The sequence below is a fragment of the Aquidulcibacter paucihalophilus genome (genome assembly GCA_030285985.1).
Classification (GTDB): Bacteria; Pseudomonadota; Alphaproteobacteria; order Caulobacterales; family Caulobacteraceae; genus Brevundimonas.
Genome location: CP127384.1, coordinates 2,904,620 through 2,919,802, shown reverse-complemented (window position 1 = coordinate 2,919,802; position 15,183 = coordinate 2,904,620). Strand labels below are relative to the sequence as shown.

Sequence of the window (15,183 nt, the reverse complement as noted above, 5' to 3'; positions counted from 1 at the left end):
TGACCGCGGCCCAACAAACAGGCTTCACCACATTTCGGTGATCGGCGTTGACACCATCCGGGAACGGTCGCGTTCTATCACCATGCAAGTTCAAGTCAGTGGCAAGCACGTGGATGTCGGCGACGCGTTAGGCTCGCGCATCTCCCAGGAACTCGAAGACGGGATCGGCAAATATTTCGAGCGAGGGGCGCAGGAGGCCGAGGTCGTGGTGTCCAAGGACGGGCACGGCTTCAAGGTCGACTGCTGGGTCCGCCTCGCTTCGGGTGAGGCCATCGTCACGAGCGGCCTGGGCGGCGACGCCCACGGTGCTTTCTCCGATTCTCTCGAGAAGCTCGAGAAGCGCGTGCGTCGCTACAAGCGCCGGCTCAAGAACCACCACGCCGGACCGCGCGGCCTGTCGCCCGAGAAGACCGAGAACGCCGCCCGTGACGTGGCGCGCAGCATGGTTCTGCGCAGCCCCGACGCCGTCGAGGATGACGCCTTCGGGGATGCGGGCGCGCCGGACGAGCCGCCGCCGGTCGGCATGGTCATCGCAGAGACCGTCGCTGAAATCCGCACCATCACCGTGGGGCGGGCCGTGCTGGAGCTGGATATGACCGGCTATCCGGTCGTGCTGTTCCGCAATGCGGCGCACGGCGGCATCTCGGTTGTCTATCGCCGTCCCGACGGCAATGTGGGCTGGATCGATCCCGAGCGTACGGTGAAGTCCATCAATGGACACGGTTCGGTAAACGGTAGCGGCGTATAGTCTTCCCCAATCGAGGCGGGTGGTCTAAAGGGCCCCCGCCCATTCGGGATGTATGGGCAGAGTCGGGAACTCCTCATGGACATCGGTGAATTGCTGGCGGACGGCGCTGTCGTCCTGCGCAGCGGCGCCTCGTCAAAGCGTCAGGCCTTGCACACGGTCGCGGAAGCTGCCGCCCAGGCCCTCGGACTGCCGGAAAACCGGATCATGGAGGCCCTGCTCGAGCGGGAGGCTCTCGGCTCGACCGGCCTTGGCTCGGGCGTTGCGGTGCCGCACGCCCGGCTTGAGGGCATTTCGCGGGTGACGGCGGTGTTCGTGCGCCTGGAGACCCCGGTCGCCTACGGCGCTGTCGATGACCGGCCCGTGGACCTCCTGCTCGCCCTGTTCGCCCCGCCCTGCGACGGCGCGGACCACCTGCGCGCCCTGGCCGCGGTGTCCCGGGCGCTGCGCTCGTCAGAGATGCGTGAGCAACTGCGCCAGGCCCGTACGACCGACGCGATCCGCGCCCTGTTCGTCCGCGACAGCCTTCCGGCCACGGCGGCCTAGAACCTCGTACCGGGACTTGCCTGAGGGCGAGACCGTTTCATCACAACGGGCACAACGGATTCACAACGGACACCACGGGTCCGTTTTGGCTGACAGGGCCGTGTCCGTCATGCTGGCACCGAGCTCGATCAATGCGGCGTACGCCGCGATCTTGTGAGGCGCGCGGCAGGGGTCCGACCGTGACCGGAGTTCGATCCCGTCGTGTTCGTTGTGATCCCGTTGTGCCCGTTGTGATGAACCGAACAGCCACTCGATCAGTGAACCGACACCGGCTCCAGTTCGTGGGCCACGGCGGCGGCGAAGGCGGCCTCGCGGTCCGTCATGACGGCCAGACGTTCGCCGTCGGCGCCGTGAACGGCATAGAGGGTGGCTTCGGGATCGATCGACAGGCCCTTCGCCTCGGTCGCGGCGACGTCCGCCATCACGTCCGAGGCGCGGATCTCGCGCACATAGACGAGGTCCGGCGCGCCGAGCCCCCTGAAATCTTCCTTGGTCATGATCGTGGTTGGCGTCATCAGGACCGCCTCCTTGTACTCAACTAACGCCCGGAACGGGCTTTGGGGTCCGGCCCCGGACGCGGCGACCGGACATCCGCCGCCGGTCAGCCCGTTGTGATCGGGATCCGGCGGACGGCGGGCAGATCCTCGGGCCGGCTCATGTCGACGTGCAGCAGGCCGTGCTCAAGGTGCGCCGCATCGACGTCCAGACCGTCGGCGAGGACGAAGCTGCGGACGAAGCCGCGCCCGGCGATGCCGCGGTGCAGGAAGGCCTGTTCGGCCTGTTCGGGGGCCGGTTCGCGCTTGCCGGCGATGGTCAGCTGGCGGCCTTCCAGGGTGATCATCAGGTCATCGGGCCCGAAACCGGCGACGGCCAGGGAGATGCGCACCGACCGCTCGCCGCGCTGTTCAACATTGTAGGGGGGATAGCTGTCCGCCGCGGCGCGGGCGGCGCGGTCGATCAGGGCCCGGGTATGGTCGAAACCGAGCAGGAAGGGGCTGTCGAACAGGATGGTGCGCGTCGTCATCGTCTCTCGCCCCCGAAGCAGGCCTCAGGCCGTCTGCGCCCCCCGTGATCGGCAAGGCGTCGGCCAGGACCCTAGATGGGGCGGGATGGCGCAGAGATCAACGGGAGCCGAAATGGACGAAGGCCCCGCGGTTTCCCGCAGGGCCTTCGATGGTGGAGCTTAGCGGAGTCGAACCGCTGACCTCTTGCATGCCATGCAAGCGCTCTACCAGCTGAGCTAAAGCCCCGAACCTCAGGCACTGGGCCTTTCAGTCGGATCGCTTGGGGGCCGGGAGGCCCTGCTGCGAGGCGGCGGAACCTATGTCAGGGTCTGATCGTGATCAAGCCCGGTTCAACCATTTATTTTCGTCGTTCCCGAACCAGCGAAAACCGGTCCGGGAACAGGGCGAAAATCCTTACTCGTCTTCCTTGGGCGTGATGATTTCGTCTTCGAAGCCATCGTCGTCCTCGTCCTCGATGAAGGGGACGGAATCGTCGTCGTCGTCGGCCAGGACGTCGTCGTCCTCGACCGCTTCACCCATGCCGGGTTCTTCGGTCGGATCGACGGGGGCGTCGTCGTCGTCGTCCGGCGTCAGGATGGGCTCGTGGCCTTCCTGGTCGATCTCGGGCGTTGCGACCGCTTCTTCTTCGTCGTCCTCGTCGCCGTCGACCTTCTTGTCCTTGACCTGATCCTCATCAGCGTCATCGGCCGGGTAGCCGGCCGGACGGCCGCGGCGGTTGCGCAGCTTCAGCGCCTCCTCCGGATCGAAGTCGGTGCCGCATTTGGGGCAGTGGGCGGGGCGACGGCCCAGGTCGTAGAATTTGGCCTGGCAGTTCGGGCAGACCTGCTTCTGGCCCAGTTCGGGTTTGGCCACGGTTGAAGACCTTTGGCGGGAGTGGGGAAATGGGGCGGCTCCCTTGCCACCCCCTGACGCCGCTGTCAAAAGCCATCTCCGCGCGGCCGCCCCGGACTTCGGGCCCGCTGACCCTTTCCGGAGAGCACCGGGTGTCGATTCCCGACTATCTGACCGCCCGCCGCAGCCCCGCGCTGTCCGGCCGGGTGCGGGCACCCGGCGACAAGTCCATCTCGCACCGCGCCCTTATCCTGGGCGGCATGGCGACCGGCGTCACAGACATCGAAGGCCTGCTGGAAGGTGACGACATCCTGGCCACGGCCCGGGCGGTCGAGGCGTTCGGCGCGACCGTCGAGCGGCTGGGTGTCGGCCGTTGGCGGGTGACGGGGCAGGGCGGGCTCACACAGCCGACGGGTGTCATCGACTGCGGCAACGCCGGGACGGGCGTGCGCCTGCTTATGGGAGCGGCGGCGGGCTATCCGGTCACCACGACCTTCGACGGCGACGCCTCGCTGCGCAAACGGCCGATGAAGCGGGTGACGGGGCCGCTCGCCGACATGGGCGCGCGGTTCGACTGGCAGGACGCCGAGGACCGTTTGCCGGTCGCGGTCGCCGGCGGGGGGCTGTCGGCCATCGACTATGTCCAGACGGTCGCCTCGGCCCAGATCAAGTCGGCCATCCTGCTGGCCGGGCTCAATGCCCGGGGCGTCACCACGGTGACCGAGGCCGAGCCTAGCCGCGACCACACCGAACGGATGCTGAAGGCCTTCGGCGTCGAGGTCGGCGTCCTGCCGGTCGGTGACGGCTGGCGCGTCAGCCTGCAGGGCGGCCAGGCCCTGGCCGGAACCGTCGTCGCCGTGCCCGGCGATCCGTCTTCTGCCGCCTTCCCGCTGGCGGCCGGACTGATCGTTCCCGGCTCCGAGGTGACGGTCGAGGGTGTGATGCTGAACCCGCTGCGCACCGGCCTGTTCGAGACCTGGCGTGAGATGGGGGCGGACCTGACCGTCTCGAACCGCCGCATGGCCGGGGGCGAGGAGGTCGGCGACGTCACCGCCCGACATTCGACGCTCAGGGGCGTGGTCGTGCCGCCGGAGCGCGCCGCCTCGATGATCGACGAATATCCGGTGCTTGCCGCGACGGCCGCGTTCGCCGAGGGGGCGACGGTGATGCGTGGCATCGGCGAGATGCGGGTCAAGGAGAGCGATCGCATCGCCCTGATGGCGGCGGGCCTGCAGGCTTGCGGCGTCCGGGTCGAGGAGGAGCCGGAGGGCTTCACCGTCTTCGGCGGGCCGGTGCGCGGGTGCGCGACCGTCACCACCCACGGCGACCACCGCATCGCCATGAGCCATCTGGTGCTGGGTCTGGCGGCGGACGAGGCGGTCACGGTGGACGAGCCCGGCATGATCGCGACGAGCTTCCCGGGGTTTGTGGAGCTGATGCGAGGCCTCGGGGCGGATGTCAGTGCGTGAATCCGTTCCATCCGCGAAGCAGTTCGAGGATGGGGCGTTCACCTGCACGGTCGCGCTGGTCGTTCTGTTGGCCTGCATCATCCTTGATGGCTTCGATGGGGTGGTGAGGGTCAGGACCCAGACGTACCGACTTCTCGAGGACCCGGCGGGGTTCCGGGCGGCGCTTCTGCTGCGTTGGGGCATGCTGACCATCCTGGCCACAATCGGCACCATCGCCCTGGGTATCGGTGCCCTTGTGGTGAAGGGGTCCGAGAAGGCATCAACGGATCAATGACGTCTTTCCTCATCATCGCCGTCGACGGCCCCGCCGCTTCCGGCAAGGGCACCATCGCCGCCCGCCTGGCCGCGCTATACGGCCTGCCGCATCTGGATACCGGCCTGCTGTACCGCGCCGTCGGCGTCGGTGTGCTCGATGCGGGCGGTTCGCTGGATGACGCCGTGGCGGCCGAGGCCGTGGCGCGGGCGCTGAAGGCCGAGAGCCTGCAGGACACCGACCGGTTGACCAGCGGCGACGCCGGCGAGGCGGCGAGCCGGGTCGCGGGCTATCCGGGCGTGCGGGCCGCCCTGCTGGAATTCCAGCGCGCCTTTGCCGCCCAGCCGGGCGGGGCGGTGCTGGACGGGCGCGACATCGGCACCGTCATCGCCCCGGACGCCATGGCCAAGCTGTTCATCACCGCGATCCCTGAGGTCCGGGCCAAGCGCCGCTGGAAGCAGCTGACCGGCCGCGGCGACGTCATCGCCTATGAGGACATGCTGGCCGACATTATCCGCCGGGACGAGCGCGACGCCGGCCGGGGCGCCGCCCCGATGGTGCAGGCGCAAGACGCCGTCTTGCTGGATACGACCGATATGGATATAGAGACCGCCTTCGATGCGGCCCGCCGTATCGTCGAGGCGGCGCGTGTCCGGCAGGATCTCCAGGGACCCTAAAGGCAAATCCAGCGCGTCATCCTCGGCTTCCGCGGGCGTTCTGACCTTTACCGGCCTCGCATCCCGACGACCTGATCTCACGTTTCACTCACCTCGCGCGGGGCCATTCGGTCGCGCGCCATAACCGTTAGAAACCCAACCACCGCATGACTGACACCAGCTTCTCCCCCTCGCGCGATGATTTCGCCGCGCTGCTCGACGAAACCCTTCAGGGCCGTGACCTCGGCGAAGGCCAGGTCGTTCACGGCCGCGTCGTCGGCATCGAAAAGGACATCCTGATCATCGACGTCGGTCTGAAGACCGAAGGCCGCATCCCGGCCCGCGAGTTCGGCATCGGCGAAGGCGCCGTCATTCCGAAGCTCGGCGACAATGTCGAAGTCTACCTCGAGCGCGTCGAGAACGCCCTGGGTGAAGCCGTCATCAGCCGCGACAAGGCTCGCCGCGAAGAAGCCTGGACCCGTCTGGAAGTCGTGTTCGCCGAAGGCCACCCGGTCAACGGCGCCATCGTCGGCCGCGTCAAGGGCGGCTTCACGGTCGACCTCGGCGGTGCCTCGGCCTTCCTGCCGGGCTCGCAGGTCGACATCCGCCCGGTGCGCGACGTCGGCCCGCTGATGGGCAAGGAACAGCCCTTCGCCATCCTGAAAATGGACCGCCCGCGCGGCAACATCGTCGTCTCGCGTCGTGCCATCCTGGAAGAAGCCCGCGCCGAACAGCGCACCGAGCTGGTCGGCCAGCTGCAAGAGGGTGAAGTCCGCGAAGGCGTGGTCAAGAACATCACCGACTACGGCGCGTTCGTGGACCTGGGCGGCATCGACGGCCTGCTGCACGTCACCGACATGTCGTGGAAGCGCGTCTCGCACCCCTCGCAGGTCCTCGCCGTCGGCGACACCGTCAAGGTCCAGATCGTCAAGATCAACCCGGACACCCAGCGCATCAGCCTCGGCATGAAGCAGCTGCAGACCGATCCGTGGGACGGCGTTGAAGCCAAGTATCCGGTCGGCGCCAAGATGACCGGCCGCATCACCAACATCACCGACTACGGCGCGTTTGTTGAGCTGGAAGCCGGCGTTGAAGGCCTGGTGCACGTCTCGGAAATGTCCTGGACCAAGAAGAACGTCCACCCCGGCAAGATCGTCTCGACCTCGCAGGAAGTCGACGTGGTCGTGCTGGACGTCGACGCCTCCAAGCGCCGCATCTCGCTGGGCCTCAAGCAGGCCCAGGACAATCCGTGGGATGCCTTCGTGGCTGCCAACCCGATCGGCTCGACCGTCGAGGGCGAAGTCAAGAACGCCACCGAGTTCGGCCTGTTCATCGGCCTGGACAACGACATCGACGGCATGGTGCACCTGTCCGACCTGGACTGGAACGTCTCCGGCGAAGAAGCCATCCAGCGCTACCGCAAGGGCGAAACCGTCAAGGCCAAGGTGCTGGACGTCGACGTCGAGAAGGAACGCGTCTCGCTCGGCATCAAGCAGCTGGGCGGCGATCCGATGGAAGGCGACACCTTCAAGAAGGGCCAGCAGGTCACCGTCACCGTGACGTCGATCGAAACCGGCGGCATCGAGGTCAAGTTCGGTGAAGAGGACGCTCCGGCGACCGCCTTCATCCGCAAGTCCGACCTGTCGCGCGACCGCGCCGACCAGCGCACCGAGCGCTATTCGGTCGGCGACCGCGTCGACGCCATGGTCACCGGCATCGACAAGGCCTCGCGCCGCGTTTCGGTGTCGATCAAGGCCCTGGAAATGAAGGACGAGACCGCGGCGATCGAACAGTTCGGTTCGTCGGACTCGGGCGCCTCGCTGGGCGACATCCTCGGCGCCGCCCTGCGCGAAAAGGCCGGCACGAAGGAATAGTCTCCTTCACCCTGGTGAAACGGATGAGGCGGCCGGAGCAATCCGGCCGCCTTTTTCGTGCGTTTGAGCCTGCAAAAATGCGGGTGCACCCGGCCCGTGCACCCGTTAACTGACATTTCGGGGCTGAATCGCCCCGCAGGGCCTTTTTCCCCCGACAGGTGAAGGCTAGGGTGGGGTTGCATCCTGCGTTCGGATGCGCCCGTATGCGGCACGAACGCGTGAAACAGGGCGGGGGCCTGACCATATGATCAAGTCAGAGCTGATCGAAAAGCTCGCAGCCGAGAACACCCATCTGACCCACGCCGAGGTCGAGCGGGTGGTCAATATCGTCCTCGGGCGAATGGTGGATTCGCTGGGCGATGGTGGTCGTGTCGAGCTTCGCGGCTTCGGCGCCTTTTCGGTGCGCGGCCGTCCGGCGCGGGCCGGGCGCAATCCGCGGACCGGCGAGACCGTCGACGTGCCCGCCAAGGCCGTGCCGTTCTTCAAGAGCGGCAAGGAGCTGCGCGAGCGGCTGAACGCCGGGGACGCCTGACTCCACCATGGGCATGCTCACCGAATTCAAGGACTTCATTTCGCGCGGCAATGTCATCGACCTGGCGGTCGGCGTCATCATCGGCGCGTCCTTCGGCAAGATCGTCACCAGCCTGGTCGAACAGGTGGTCATGCCGCCGATCGGTCTGTTGCTGGGCAAGGTCGATTTCTCGAACCTGAAATGGGTGCTGTCGCCCGAGGATCCGGCGACCGAGGCGGTCGAGGAAGTGGCCATCCAGTACGGCGCCTTCATCAACACCCTGATTCAATTCGCCATCGTCGCCTTCGTGATCTTCCTGATGGTCAAGGCGATCAACAAGCTGCGCCGCGAGAAGGCGGCCGAGCCTGAGGCACCGCCGGCCCCGACCGCGACCGAGGCCCTTCTGGCCGAGATCCGCGATGAACTGAAGGCCCGCCCGCGGGCCTAGAGCCTGTTCACGCCGCCGTCGCCGCCATGTGCGGCTCCGAAGGCGCGCGGACGGCGGCCTGCGCCCTGGCCGGCACGGGCCTCAGACACATGGCGTAGTCGCCGTCATAGGGGGTCGGCGACCAAAGGGCGGGATCAGGCGCGTCGGGTGCGAACCGCGCGTGGCAGTGTCCCCAGCCGCCCTCGCGCCGCGTGCCCCGGACGTGGTCGCCCAGGCGTTCCAGCAGACGGGGGCTGACCATCTGGATCCGCAGCTTGGCCGCGCCCATCCGGCGGGCGCTGTCCTTCAGGGCGTCCAGCAGGGCCGGAATGGCCGTGACGTCGTCGGCCAGGGCCTCGAGGTCGAGGATTTCCAGAACCGGCGGCTCGAGGATGTTGGACTTGGCCATCATGGCCATGGCGTAGCCGGTGATCCCGGCTCCCCGGTTGAAGGCGAGCACCAGCGGCGGATCGGTCAGGTCGGGGTCGGCCAGCCGCCAGCGGAGAACCTCGGGGCTCCGGTCGGCCAGCAGCCGGCCTTCGGCGCGCAGGGCCATCCAGAATGCGGCATATCGCGATTGATCACGGAAATCGCTGAGCACGGTCACGCCCTGCGGCAGGTCCAGCCGGGGCTTTGCCGACAGGCGGCGGTTCAGCAGCCGCTCGCCCCATCGGGACACGAGGTCCGGTGCCAGCCGGTGGGCCAGGCGGTAAAACCGGCCGCAGGCCAGGGTCACGGGATTGATGATCCAGCTCAGCTTCAGCGCATGGGTCGGCTCCGGCCAGGCCTTCAGTCCGTGGCGGGCGTAGAGGGGCTGGGACCGGCGGTTGGCGTTGAAGACCCAGGCGGCGAACATGCCGGGCTGGCCGGCGAAGGCGCCGAGCATGGCCTTGCTGGCCCCGCGAACGGGCGGGGTCACGATGACCGAAAAGCCCGTCGCGCCATGCAGCGGCTGATCGCCCAGCCAGAACCGCTGGACCAGATTGCCGACATGTCCGGCCGGCTGGCCGTCCGGACCGTCGACGACCCAGCCCGCGGGCGCGCCCGCGCTGAGGCGGGCCGGGTTGGCGTGCAGCCATCGCCAGCCGGCCAGGGACCGTTCGGGCCAGCCCACATGGCGGTGCAACGCCTGGAGAGCTGGAAAGTCCGTTTCGGTTGTTGGACGGCTGGTCATGGCAGGCGGGCGTCTCGTTATGGAGCGAACGCCGCCCCATGGAGGCTCCTGCTGCATCAGCCGGGCCATTCAGACACAAAGACGTAACCATAGGATTCAGGTTTGACTCCCGGACGCTTTGGAACAAAGAGTGAACAATCTGCTTTCCGGACTCCCATGACCCCCGCTCACCCGCCTTCTTCAGACCCCTGGCCCGAGCGACCCGCGCCGCTGGAGGAGGCGTGCGCGGCCGGGCCGCGTGACATGGCGGCCCTGCTGCTGTTCGCCCTGTCGCGGCGGATCGGCGGCGACCGGCGGCCGGTGCTGGTAACCGCGCCGCGGGTCTGGTTCGCCGAGCATGGACGGCCGTATGGACCCGGCGCGGCCGGGGTTCCGCTGATCCTCGCCCCGACCACGACGGCGGCCGAGGCGCTGTGGACCCTCGAACAGGCCCTGCGGTCCGGGGCGGTCGCCCTGGCGCTGGGGGCGGTGGATGGCGCGAGCCTGGCCCAGACGCGGCGGCTGGATTTTGCGGCGAAACAGGGCGAGGCGGTGGGGCTGGTCCTGCCCCGCCAGCTGGACGGGCTGAGCGCGGCGCGGCGGCGCTGGCGCATCTCGACCTTCGAAAGCGCGACGGACCCCGACGACCCGCGGGCCCCCGGTCCGGCGCGTCTGGTCGCCGAACTGGTGCGGGGGCGCGGCGAACGGCCCGGTGCCTGGATGCTGGAGCAGGATGATGAGACGCATCGTCTCCGTCTGGCTGATCGACTGGCCGGTGACGGTCTGGCGGCGATCGGCCACGCGGGCGCGCCGTCCGGCCTCGCCGCCTGACTCCGCCCTTGATCCGCAGAACCCGTTCGCCCTGATCCTGAAGAACAGTCGGGGCGCGGCGATCCTGCACGCCCTCAATCCGGCCGCGCGCCGGGCCGGCCTGCGCCGGGGCCAGACCCAGGCCGATGCCCGGGCCATGATCCCGCAGTTGATCTGCAAGCCCGCCGACCCCGAGGCGGACGCCCGCGCCCTGACGGCGCTGGCCGTCTGGGCCGAGCGCTGGTCGCCGTCGGTCAGCCTCGATCCGGGCCGGGACGGTCCTGGGGGGGAGGGGCTGGAGGGCCTGTTCCTCGACGTCACGGGCGCGACCCATCTGTTCGGCGGCGAAGCGGCGTTGCTGGCCCAGATCCGCGACCGGCTGGCCGAGGCCGGCGCACGGGCGCGCGTGGCCGTGGCCCCCACGCCCGGTGCGGCCTGGGCGCTGGCCCGCTGGGGCGAGGCGGGGGGTGAGGGGGTGATCGCGGACGAGGACACCGTCCGGGACCGGCTGGCACCCCTGCCGGTCGAGGCCCTGCGGATCGACGACCGGACCCTGACGCAGGCGCGGCGGTTCGGGCTGAAGCGGATCGGCGACCTCTATCCCATGCCGCGGGCGGGGCTGGCGCGGCGCTTCCGCGACGGCGCCGGAGTCGGTCTGGTGCAGCGGCTGGATCAGGCGCTGGGGTTCGCCGGCGAAGCCCTGACGCCGGTGCGGCCGCCGCCGAAATACCGGGCCTGGCGGACATGGATGGAGCCGGTCGAGGATATCGAGGGCGTGGCGGCGCGACTGGCGGAGCTGGCCGCCGACCTGTCCGCGCCCCTGGTGCGCGACGGGCAGGGGGCCAGGGCCCTGACCCTGACCGGCTTCCGCTCGGACGGCGGGACCACCGGTCTGTCTGTGCGCATGGGCCGGCCGGGGCGGGACGCGGGCATCTGGCTGCGGCTGTTCCGCGAGGCGGGGCTGGGCCGGCTGGAGCTCGGCTTCGGCCTCGACGCCCTGATGCTGACTGCCGACGCGGTCGAGCCCATGACGGCGCGGCAAGGGGTGCTGGAGAGCGAGGCCGAGGCGAAACAGGCCGAGAGCCTGGCCGCCCTGATCGACCGGCTGACGGCGCGGCTGGGCGAGGACCGGGTACTGACGCCCGAGCCGGTGGACAGCTGGATTCCGGAACGGGCCGAGCGGTGGCGGCCGGCGCTGGGGCGGTCTCCGGCGGCGGCGAGCGGCGATGCGGGACGCCGGCCCCTCCTGCTGCTGGACCCGCCCGAGCCGGTGGTGGCCATCGCCGAACTGCCCGACGGTGCCCCGGCCCGGTTCACCTGGCGCAGGCTGTCGCGGCGGGTGACGCGCGCCGACGGCCCCGAGCGGCTGTCGCCCGAATGGTGGCGGCCCCGCCCCGATGACCGGCAGGTGCGCACCCGCGACTATTACCGCGTCGAGGACGACGCGGGCGGCCGCTACTGGCTGTTCCGCGAGGGTCTGTACGGGCGGGAATATTCCGGCGACCCGGAGGAGCGCGCCCCGTCGTGGTGGATGCACGGAGTGCTGCCGTGAACGGCTGGGACGGCGACTATGCCGAGCTCGGGGCCATGACCAATTTCAGCTTTCTGGAGGGGGCGTCGCATCCGGGCGAGCTGATGATGCAGGCGAAGGCCCTGGGTCTGGCCGCCGTCGGCGTGGCCGACCGCAATACGCTGGCAGGTATGGTGCGGGCGCTGATGGGGGCGGAGGACGTCGACCTGCCCCTGGTCGTCGGGTCGCGGCTGGGCTTCACCGACGGGACGGAGCTGATCGTCTTTCCGCGCGACCGGGCAGCCTATGGGCGGCTGTGCCGCCTGCTGTCGCTGGGCAAGAGCGAGGTGGTGCCGCAGGCGGGCGCCGACCCCGACGCCGACCGCATTGAAAAGGCCGAGACGCGGCTGACCTTTGAACAGGCCGCAGCCATGGGCGAAGGCATGATCGCGCTCGCCCCGGCACCGGAACGGCCCGATGCGGCGTTCGAGACGCGGCTGGCGGCGTGGCGCCGGCGCTGGCCGGACGACCTGTATCTGGCCGCGGCACCGCTGTGGCGTGGGGATGACCGCAAGCGGCTGAACCGGTTGGCGGCCATGGCGCATCGCACGGGCGCGCCGATGATCGCGACCAATGCAGTGCTGTATCACCACCCTGAGCGACGCACGCTGCAGGACGTCCTGACCTGCATTCGCGAGGGGACGACCATCGACGGGGCCGGGCGGCGGCTGCAGGCCAATGCCGAACGCCATCTGAAGCCGCCGGCCCAGATGGCGCGGCTGTTCCGGGGGCATGAGGCGGCGCTGGCGCGGACCATGGCGGTGGCGCGGGCCTGCACCTTCTCGCTTCGGGAGCTCAGCTATCAGTACCCGGACGAACCGGTCCCGCCGGGCTATTCCGCCCAGGGCTGGCTGGCCCGGCTGACGCTGAAGGGGGCCCGATCGCGCTGGCCCGGCGGCGTTCCGAAGGCGATCCGGGCGATCATCCTGAAGGAGCTCCGGCTGGTCCGGGAGCTGAAATACGCCCCCTATTTCCTGACCGTCCACGACATCGTCGCCTGGGCCCGCGCCCGGCCCGATCCGATCCTGTGCCAGGGGCGAGGCTCGGCGGCCAATTCGGTGATCTGCTTCTGTCTGGGCATCACCAATGTCGACCCCACCCGGCAGGAGGTGCTGATCGAGCGGTTCATCTCCTCGAACCGGTCGGAGCCCCCCGACATCGACGTCGACTTCGAGCACGAGCGGCGCGAGCAGGTGATGCAGTACGTCTATCAGCGCTACGGCCGCGACCGGGCGGGGATCGTGGCGACCATCATCCACTACCGGCCGCGCTCGGCGATCCGCGACGTGGGCAAGGCGCTGGGCCTGACCGAGGACGTCACCGCCCGCATGGCCGACACCGTCTGGGGGTCCTGGGGCTCGGAGGTGAAGGACGAGCATGTCGACCGGGCCGGGCTGAGCCGCGACGACGTGCGGATGAAGCTGGCGCTCGAACTGACGGCCGAGCTGATCCAATTCCCCCGCCATCTCAGCCAGCACGTCGGCGGCTTTGTGCTCAGCCAGGCCCCGCTGATCGAGATCGTGCCCATCGGCAATGCGGCCATGGCCGACCGGACCTTCATCGAATGGGACAAGGACGACATCGACTTCCTCAAGCTGATGAAGGTCGATGTGCTGGCGCTGGGCATGCTGACGGCGATGAAGCGGGCCTTCCGCATGATCGGCGAGACCTATGGCCGGCCCCTGCCCGACACCGCCGCCGTGCCCGTCGAGCGGCGCGGGGTCTATCGCATGCTGTGCAAGGCGGATTCCGTCGGCGTCTTCCAGGTCGAGAGCCGGGCGCAGATGTCGATGCTGCCCCGCCTGCGGCCGGTGGAGTTCTACGATCTGGTGGTCCAGGTCGCCATCGTCCGGCCCGGCCCGATCCAGGGCAAGATGGTGCACCCCTATCTGCAGCGGCGGCTGGAGCGGCGGACCCATGAGGCGCGGCACGGCGCGGGCAGCTACCGCTTCTCCATGCCGGGTTCGACCGCCGATCCGGACGAACTGGCCAATGTGCTGCGCAAGACCCTGGGCGTGCCCCTGTTCCAGGAGCAGGCGATGAAGATCGCCATGGTCGCGGCCGAGTTCACCGGCGAGGAGGCCAACGGCCTGCGCCGGGCCATGGCCACCTTCCGGCACAATGGCACCATCGGCAATTTCGAGGAGAAGATGGTCGGGCGGATGATCGCGCGCGGCTATGAGGCCGAGTTCGCCCAGAACTGTTTCAACCAGATCAAGGGGTTCGGCGAGTACGGCTTCCCGGAGAGCCACGCCTGCTCCTTCGCCCATCTGGTCTATGTCTCGGCCTGGGTGAAGTGGCTGTATCCGGACGTGTTCGCCGCCTGTCTGCTGAACAGCCAGCCGATGGGCTTCTACGCTCCGGCCCAGATCGTCCGCGATGCGCGCGAGCACGGGGTCGAGGTGCGGCACCCCGATGTGAACGCCAGCGACTGGGACGCGACGCTGGAGCCACGCCCGCGCCGGCGGCGACGCGCGCTGCGGCTGGGGATGCGGTCCATCGACGGGTTCAAGAGCGTCTGGGCGGAGGCGATCATGGAAGCCCGCGCCGAGGGGCCGTTCGCCGATCTGGACGACCTGCGCCGCCGCGCCGCCCTGACGCCCCCGGCCCTGGACCGGCTGGCCGAGGCGGACGCCTATGGCTCGCTCGCTCTGACCCGGCGGCAAGGCGTGTGGGCGGCCAGGGGCGCGGCGCCGGCGTCGTCCGCGCCCCTGTTCGAGGCCATGGGGCTGAACGAGGCCGACGGCCGCCCGCCCGAGGCCCTGCCGCTGCTGGCCCCGTCGGAGGAGGTGGTCGGCGACTACCAGACCCTCCGCCTGTCGCTGAAGGGCCATCCGGTCAGCTTCCTGCGCGACCGGCTGACGGGCGTCGGGGCCCTGACGGCGAAAGACTATCCGGCGCGGCCCAATGGCCGGAGGGTTGCGGTGGGCGGCGTGGTGCTGGTGCGCCAGCGGCCCGGCACGGCCAAGGGGGTCTGTTTCATGACCATCGAGGACGAGACCGGCGTGGCCAATCTGGTGATCTGGCCGGATGTGTTCGAGACCTTCCGGCCGGTCGCCATGGGCGCGCGCATGGTGCTGGCGCGGGGCAAGGTTCAGACCGCCGAGGGCGTGACCCATCTGGTCGTCGACCATCTGGAGGACTGGACCCCGATGCTGGGCCAGCTGACGCCCGACAGCGCGCCGGGATCAGCCCATGCGCCGGCGCGGGGACGGCATCCACGGGAGGTGCAGGTGCTGCCGGGGTCGCGGGATTTTCATTGAGGGTGACGCGTCCTTGCCATCCCCGACGGAGCGAAGCGGAGATCGGGGAC

Annotated in this window: 15 protein-coding genes and 1 tRNA gene; 11 read left to right on the top strand and 5 right to left on the bottom strand. The window is 69.4% G+C overall.

Translation table 11 applies throughout. The features are described 5' to 3' along the window. The first annotated feature begins 82 nt into the window (after window positions 1-82). Together raiA and KB221_14400 are read left to right on the top strand one after the other, a co-directional pair. A complete protein-coding gene (gene raiA / locus KB221_14405) occupies window positions 83-748 on the top strand; it encodes a ribosome-associated translation inhibitor RaiA (protein WIY69249.1) in 666 nt (221 codons plus the stop codon). A gap of 75 nt (window positions 749-823) precedes the next feature. Then, window positions 824-1,291 carry a PTS sugar transporter subunit IIA gene (locus tag KB221_14400; protein ID WIY69248.1) on the top strand — a complete coding sequence of 156 codons (468 nt, stop codon included), beginning with the start codon at window positions 824-826 and terminating at the stop codon, window positions 1,289-1,291. A 254-nt stretch (window positions 1,292-1,545) separates the two neighbouring features. On the opposite strand, the gene KB221_14395 is transcribed toward KB221_14400, so the two are convergent. The 4 genes from KB221_14395 to KB221_14380 all read right to left on the bottom strand — a co-directional run bounded on the left by KB221_14395 (window position 1,546) and on the right by KB221_14380 (window position 3,168). After that, window positions 1,546-1,806 carry a DUF1150 family protein gene (locus KB221_14395; GenBank protein ID WIY69247.1) on the bottom strand — a complete coding sequence of 87 codons (261 nt, stop codon included), beginning with the start codon at window positions 1,804-1,806 and terminating at the stop codon, window positions 1,546-1,548. 86 nt (window positions 1,807-1,892) lie between these two features. Beyond that, window positions 1,893-2,315, bottom strand: a complete 423-nt coding sequence (locus KB221_14390; protein WIY69246.1) for an Hsp20 family protein — start codon at window positions 2,313-2,315, stop codon at window positions 1,893-1,895. Between the two features lie 150 nt (window positions 2,316-2,465). Further along, a tRNA-Ala gene (locus tag KB221_14385) sits at window positions 2,466-2,541 on the bottom strand. 168 nt (window positions 2,542-2,709) lie between these two features. Further along, window positions 2,710-3,168 carry a TIGR02300 family protein gene (locus tag KB221_14380; protein WIY69245.1) on the bottom strand — a complete coding sequence of 153 codons (459 nt, stop codon included), beginning with the start codon at window positions 3,166-3,168 and terminating at the stop codon, window positions 2,710-2,712. Between the two features lie 137 nt (window positions 3,169-3,305). Here KB221_14380 and aroA point away from each other — a divergent pair, with 137 nt between their 5' ends. The 6 genes from aroA to mscL all read left to right on the top strand — a co-directional run bounded on the left by aroA (window position 3,306) and on the right by mscL (window position 8,358). Then, window positions 3,306-4,616, top strand: a complete 1,311-nt coding sequence (aroA, locus tag KB221_14375; protein ID WIY70941.1) for a 3-phosphoshikimate 1-carboxyvinyltransferase — start codon at window positions 3,306-3,308, stop codon at window positions 4,614-4,616. Next, window positions 4,609-4,890, top strand: a complete 282-nt coding sequence (locus KB221_14370; GenBank protein WIY69244.1) for a hypothetical protein — start codon at window positions 4,609-4,611, stop codon at window positions 4,888-4,890. The genes aroA and KB221_14370 overlap by 8 nt, the downstream gene beginning before the upstream one ends. Next, window positions 4,887-5,546, top strand: coding sequence for a (d)CMP kinase (gene cmk / locus KB221_14365; protein WIY69243.1), 660 nt, complete (start codon window positions 4,887-4,889; stop codon window positions 5,544-5,546). The genes KB221_14370 and cmk overlap by 4 nt, the downstream gene beginning before the upstream one ends. Before the next feature lie 146 nt (window positions 5,547-5,692). Continuing rightward, window positions 5,693-7,399: a 30S ribosomal protein S1 gene (gene rpsA, locus KB221_14360; protein ID WIY69242.1), complete on the top strand. Its 1,707-nt coding sequence runs from the start codon at window positions 5,693-5,695 to the stop codon at window positions 7,397-7,399. A gap of 244 nt (window positions 7,400-7,643) precedes the next feature. Next, window positions 7,644-7,931, top strand: coding sequence for an integration host factor subunit beta (locus tag KB221_14355; protein WIY69241.1), 288 nt, complete (start codon window positions 7,644-7,646; stop codon window positions 7,929-7,931). A 7-nt stretch (window positions 7,932-7,938) separates the two neighbouring features. Continuing rightward, complete coding sequence (gene mscL / locus KB221_14350) at window positions 7,939-8,358, top strand: large-conductance mechanosensitive channel protein MscL (protein WIY69240.1); 420 nt, start codon at window positions 7,939-7,941, stop codon at window positions 8,356-8,358. Between the two features lie 7 nt (window positions 8,359-8,365). Here mscL and KB221_14345 read toward each other — a convergent pair whose 3' ends face one another. Continuing rightward, complete coding sequence (locus KB221_14345) at window positions 8,366-9,511, bottom strand: N-acetyltransferase (GenBank protein WIY69239.1); 1,146 nt, start codon at window positions 9,509-9,511, stop codon at window positions 8,366-8,368. A 156-nt stretch (window positions 9,512-9,667) separates the two neighbouring features. Between KB221_14345 and KB221_14340 the strand changes: the two genes are divergently transcribed. The 3 genes from KB221_14340 to KB221_14330 are packed head-to-tail and all read left to right on the top strand — an operon-like array spanning window position 9,668 to window position 15,133. Then, the gene (locus tag KB221_14340; GenBank protein ID WIY69238.1) at window positions 9,668-10,321 is read left to right on the top strand and encodes a hypothetical protein; all 654 of its coding nucleotides are present in this window, start codon (window positions 9,668-9,670) and stop codon (window positions 10,319-10,321) included. Next, a complete protein-coding gene (locus KB221_14335; GenBank protein WIY69237.1) occupies window positions 10,227-11,852 on the top strand; it encodes a DNA polymerase Y family protein in 1,626 nt (541 codons plus the stop codon). Before KB221_14340 ends, KB221_14335 begins: the two co-directional genes overlap by 95 nt. Then, complete coding sequence (locus KB221_14330; protein WIY69236.1) at window positions 11,849-15,133, top strand: error-prone DNA polymerase; 3,285 nt, start codon at window positions 11,849-11,851, stop codon at window positions 15,131-15,133. Before KB221_14335 ends, KB221_14330 begins: the two co-directional genes overlap by 4 nt. The last annotated feature ends 50 nt before the right edge of the window (window positions 15,134-15,183 follow it).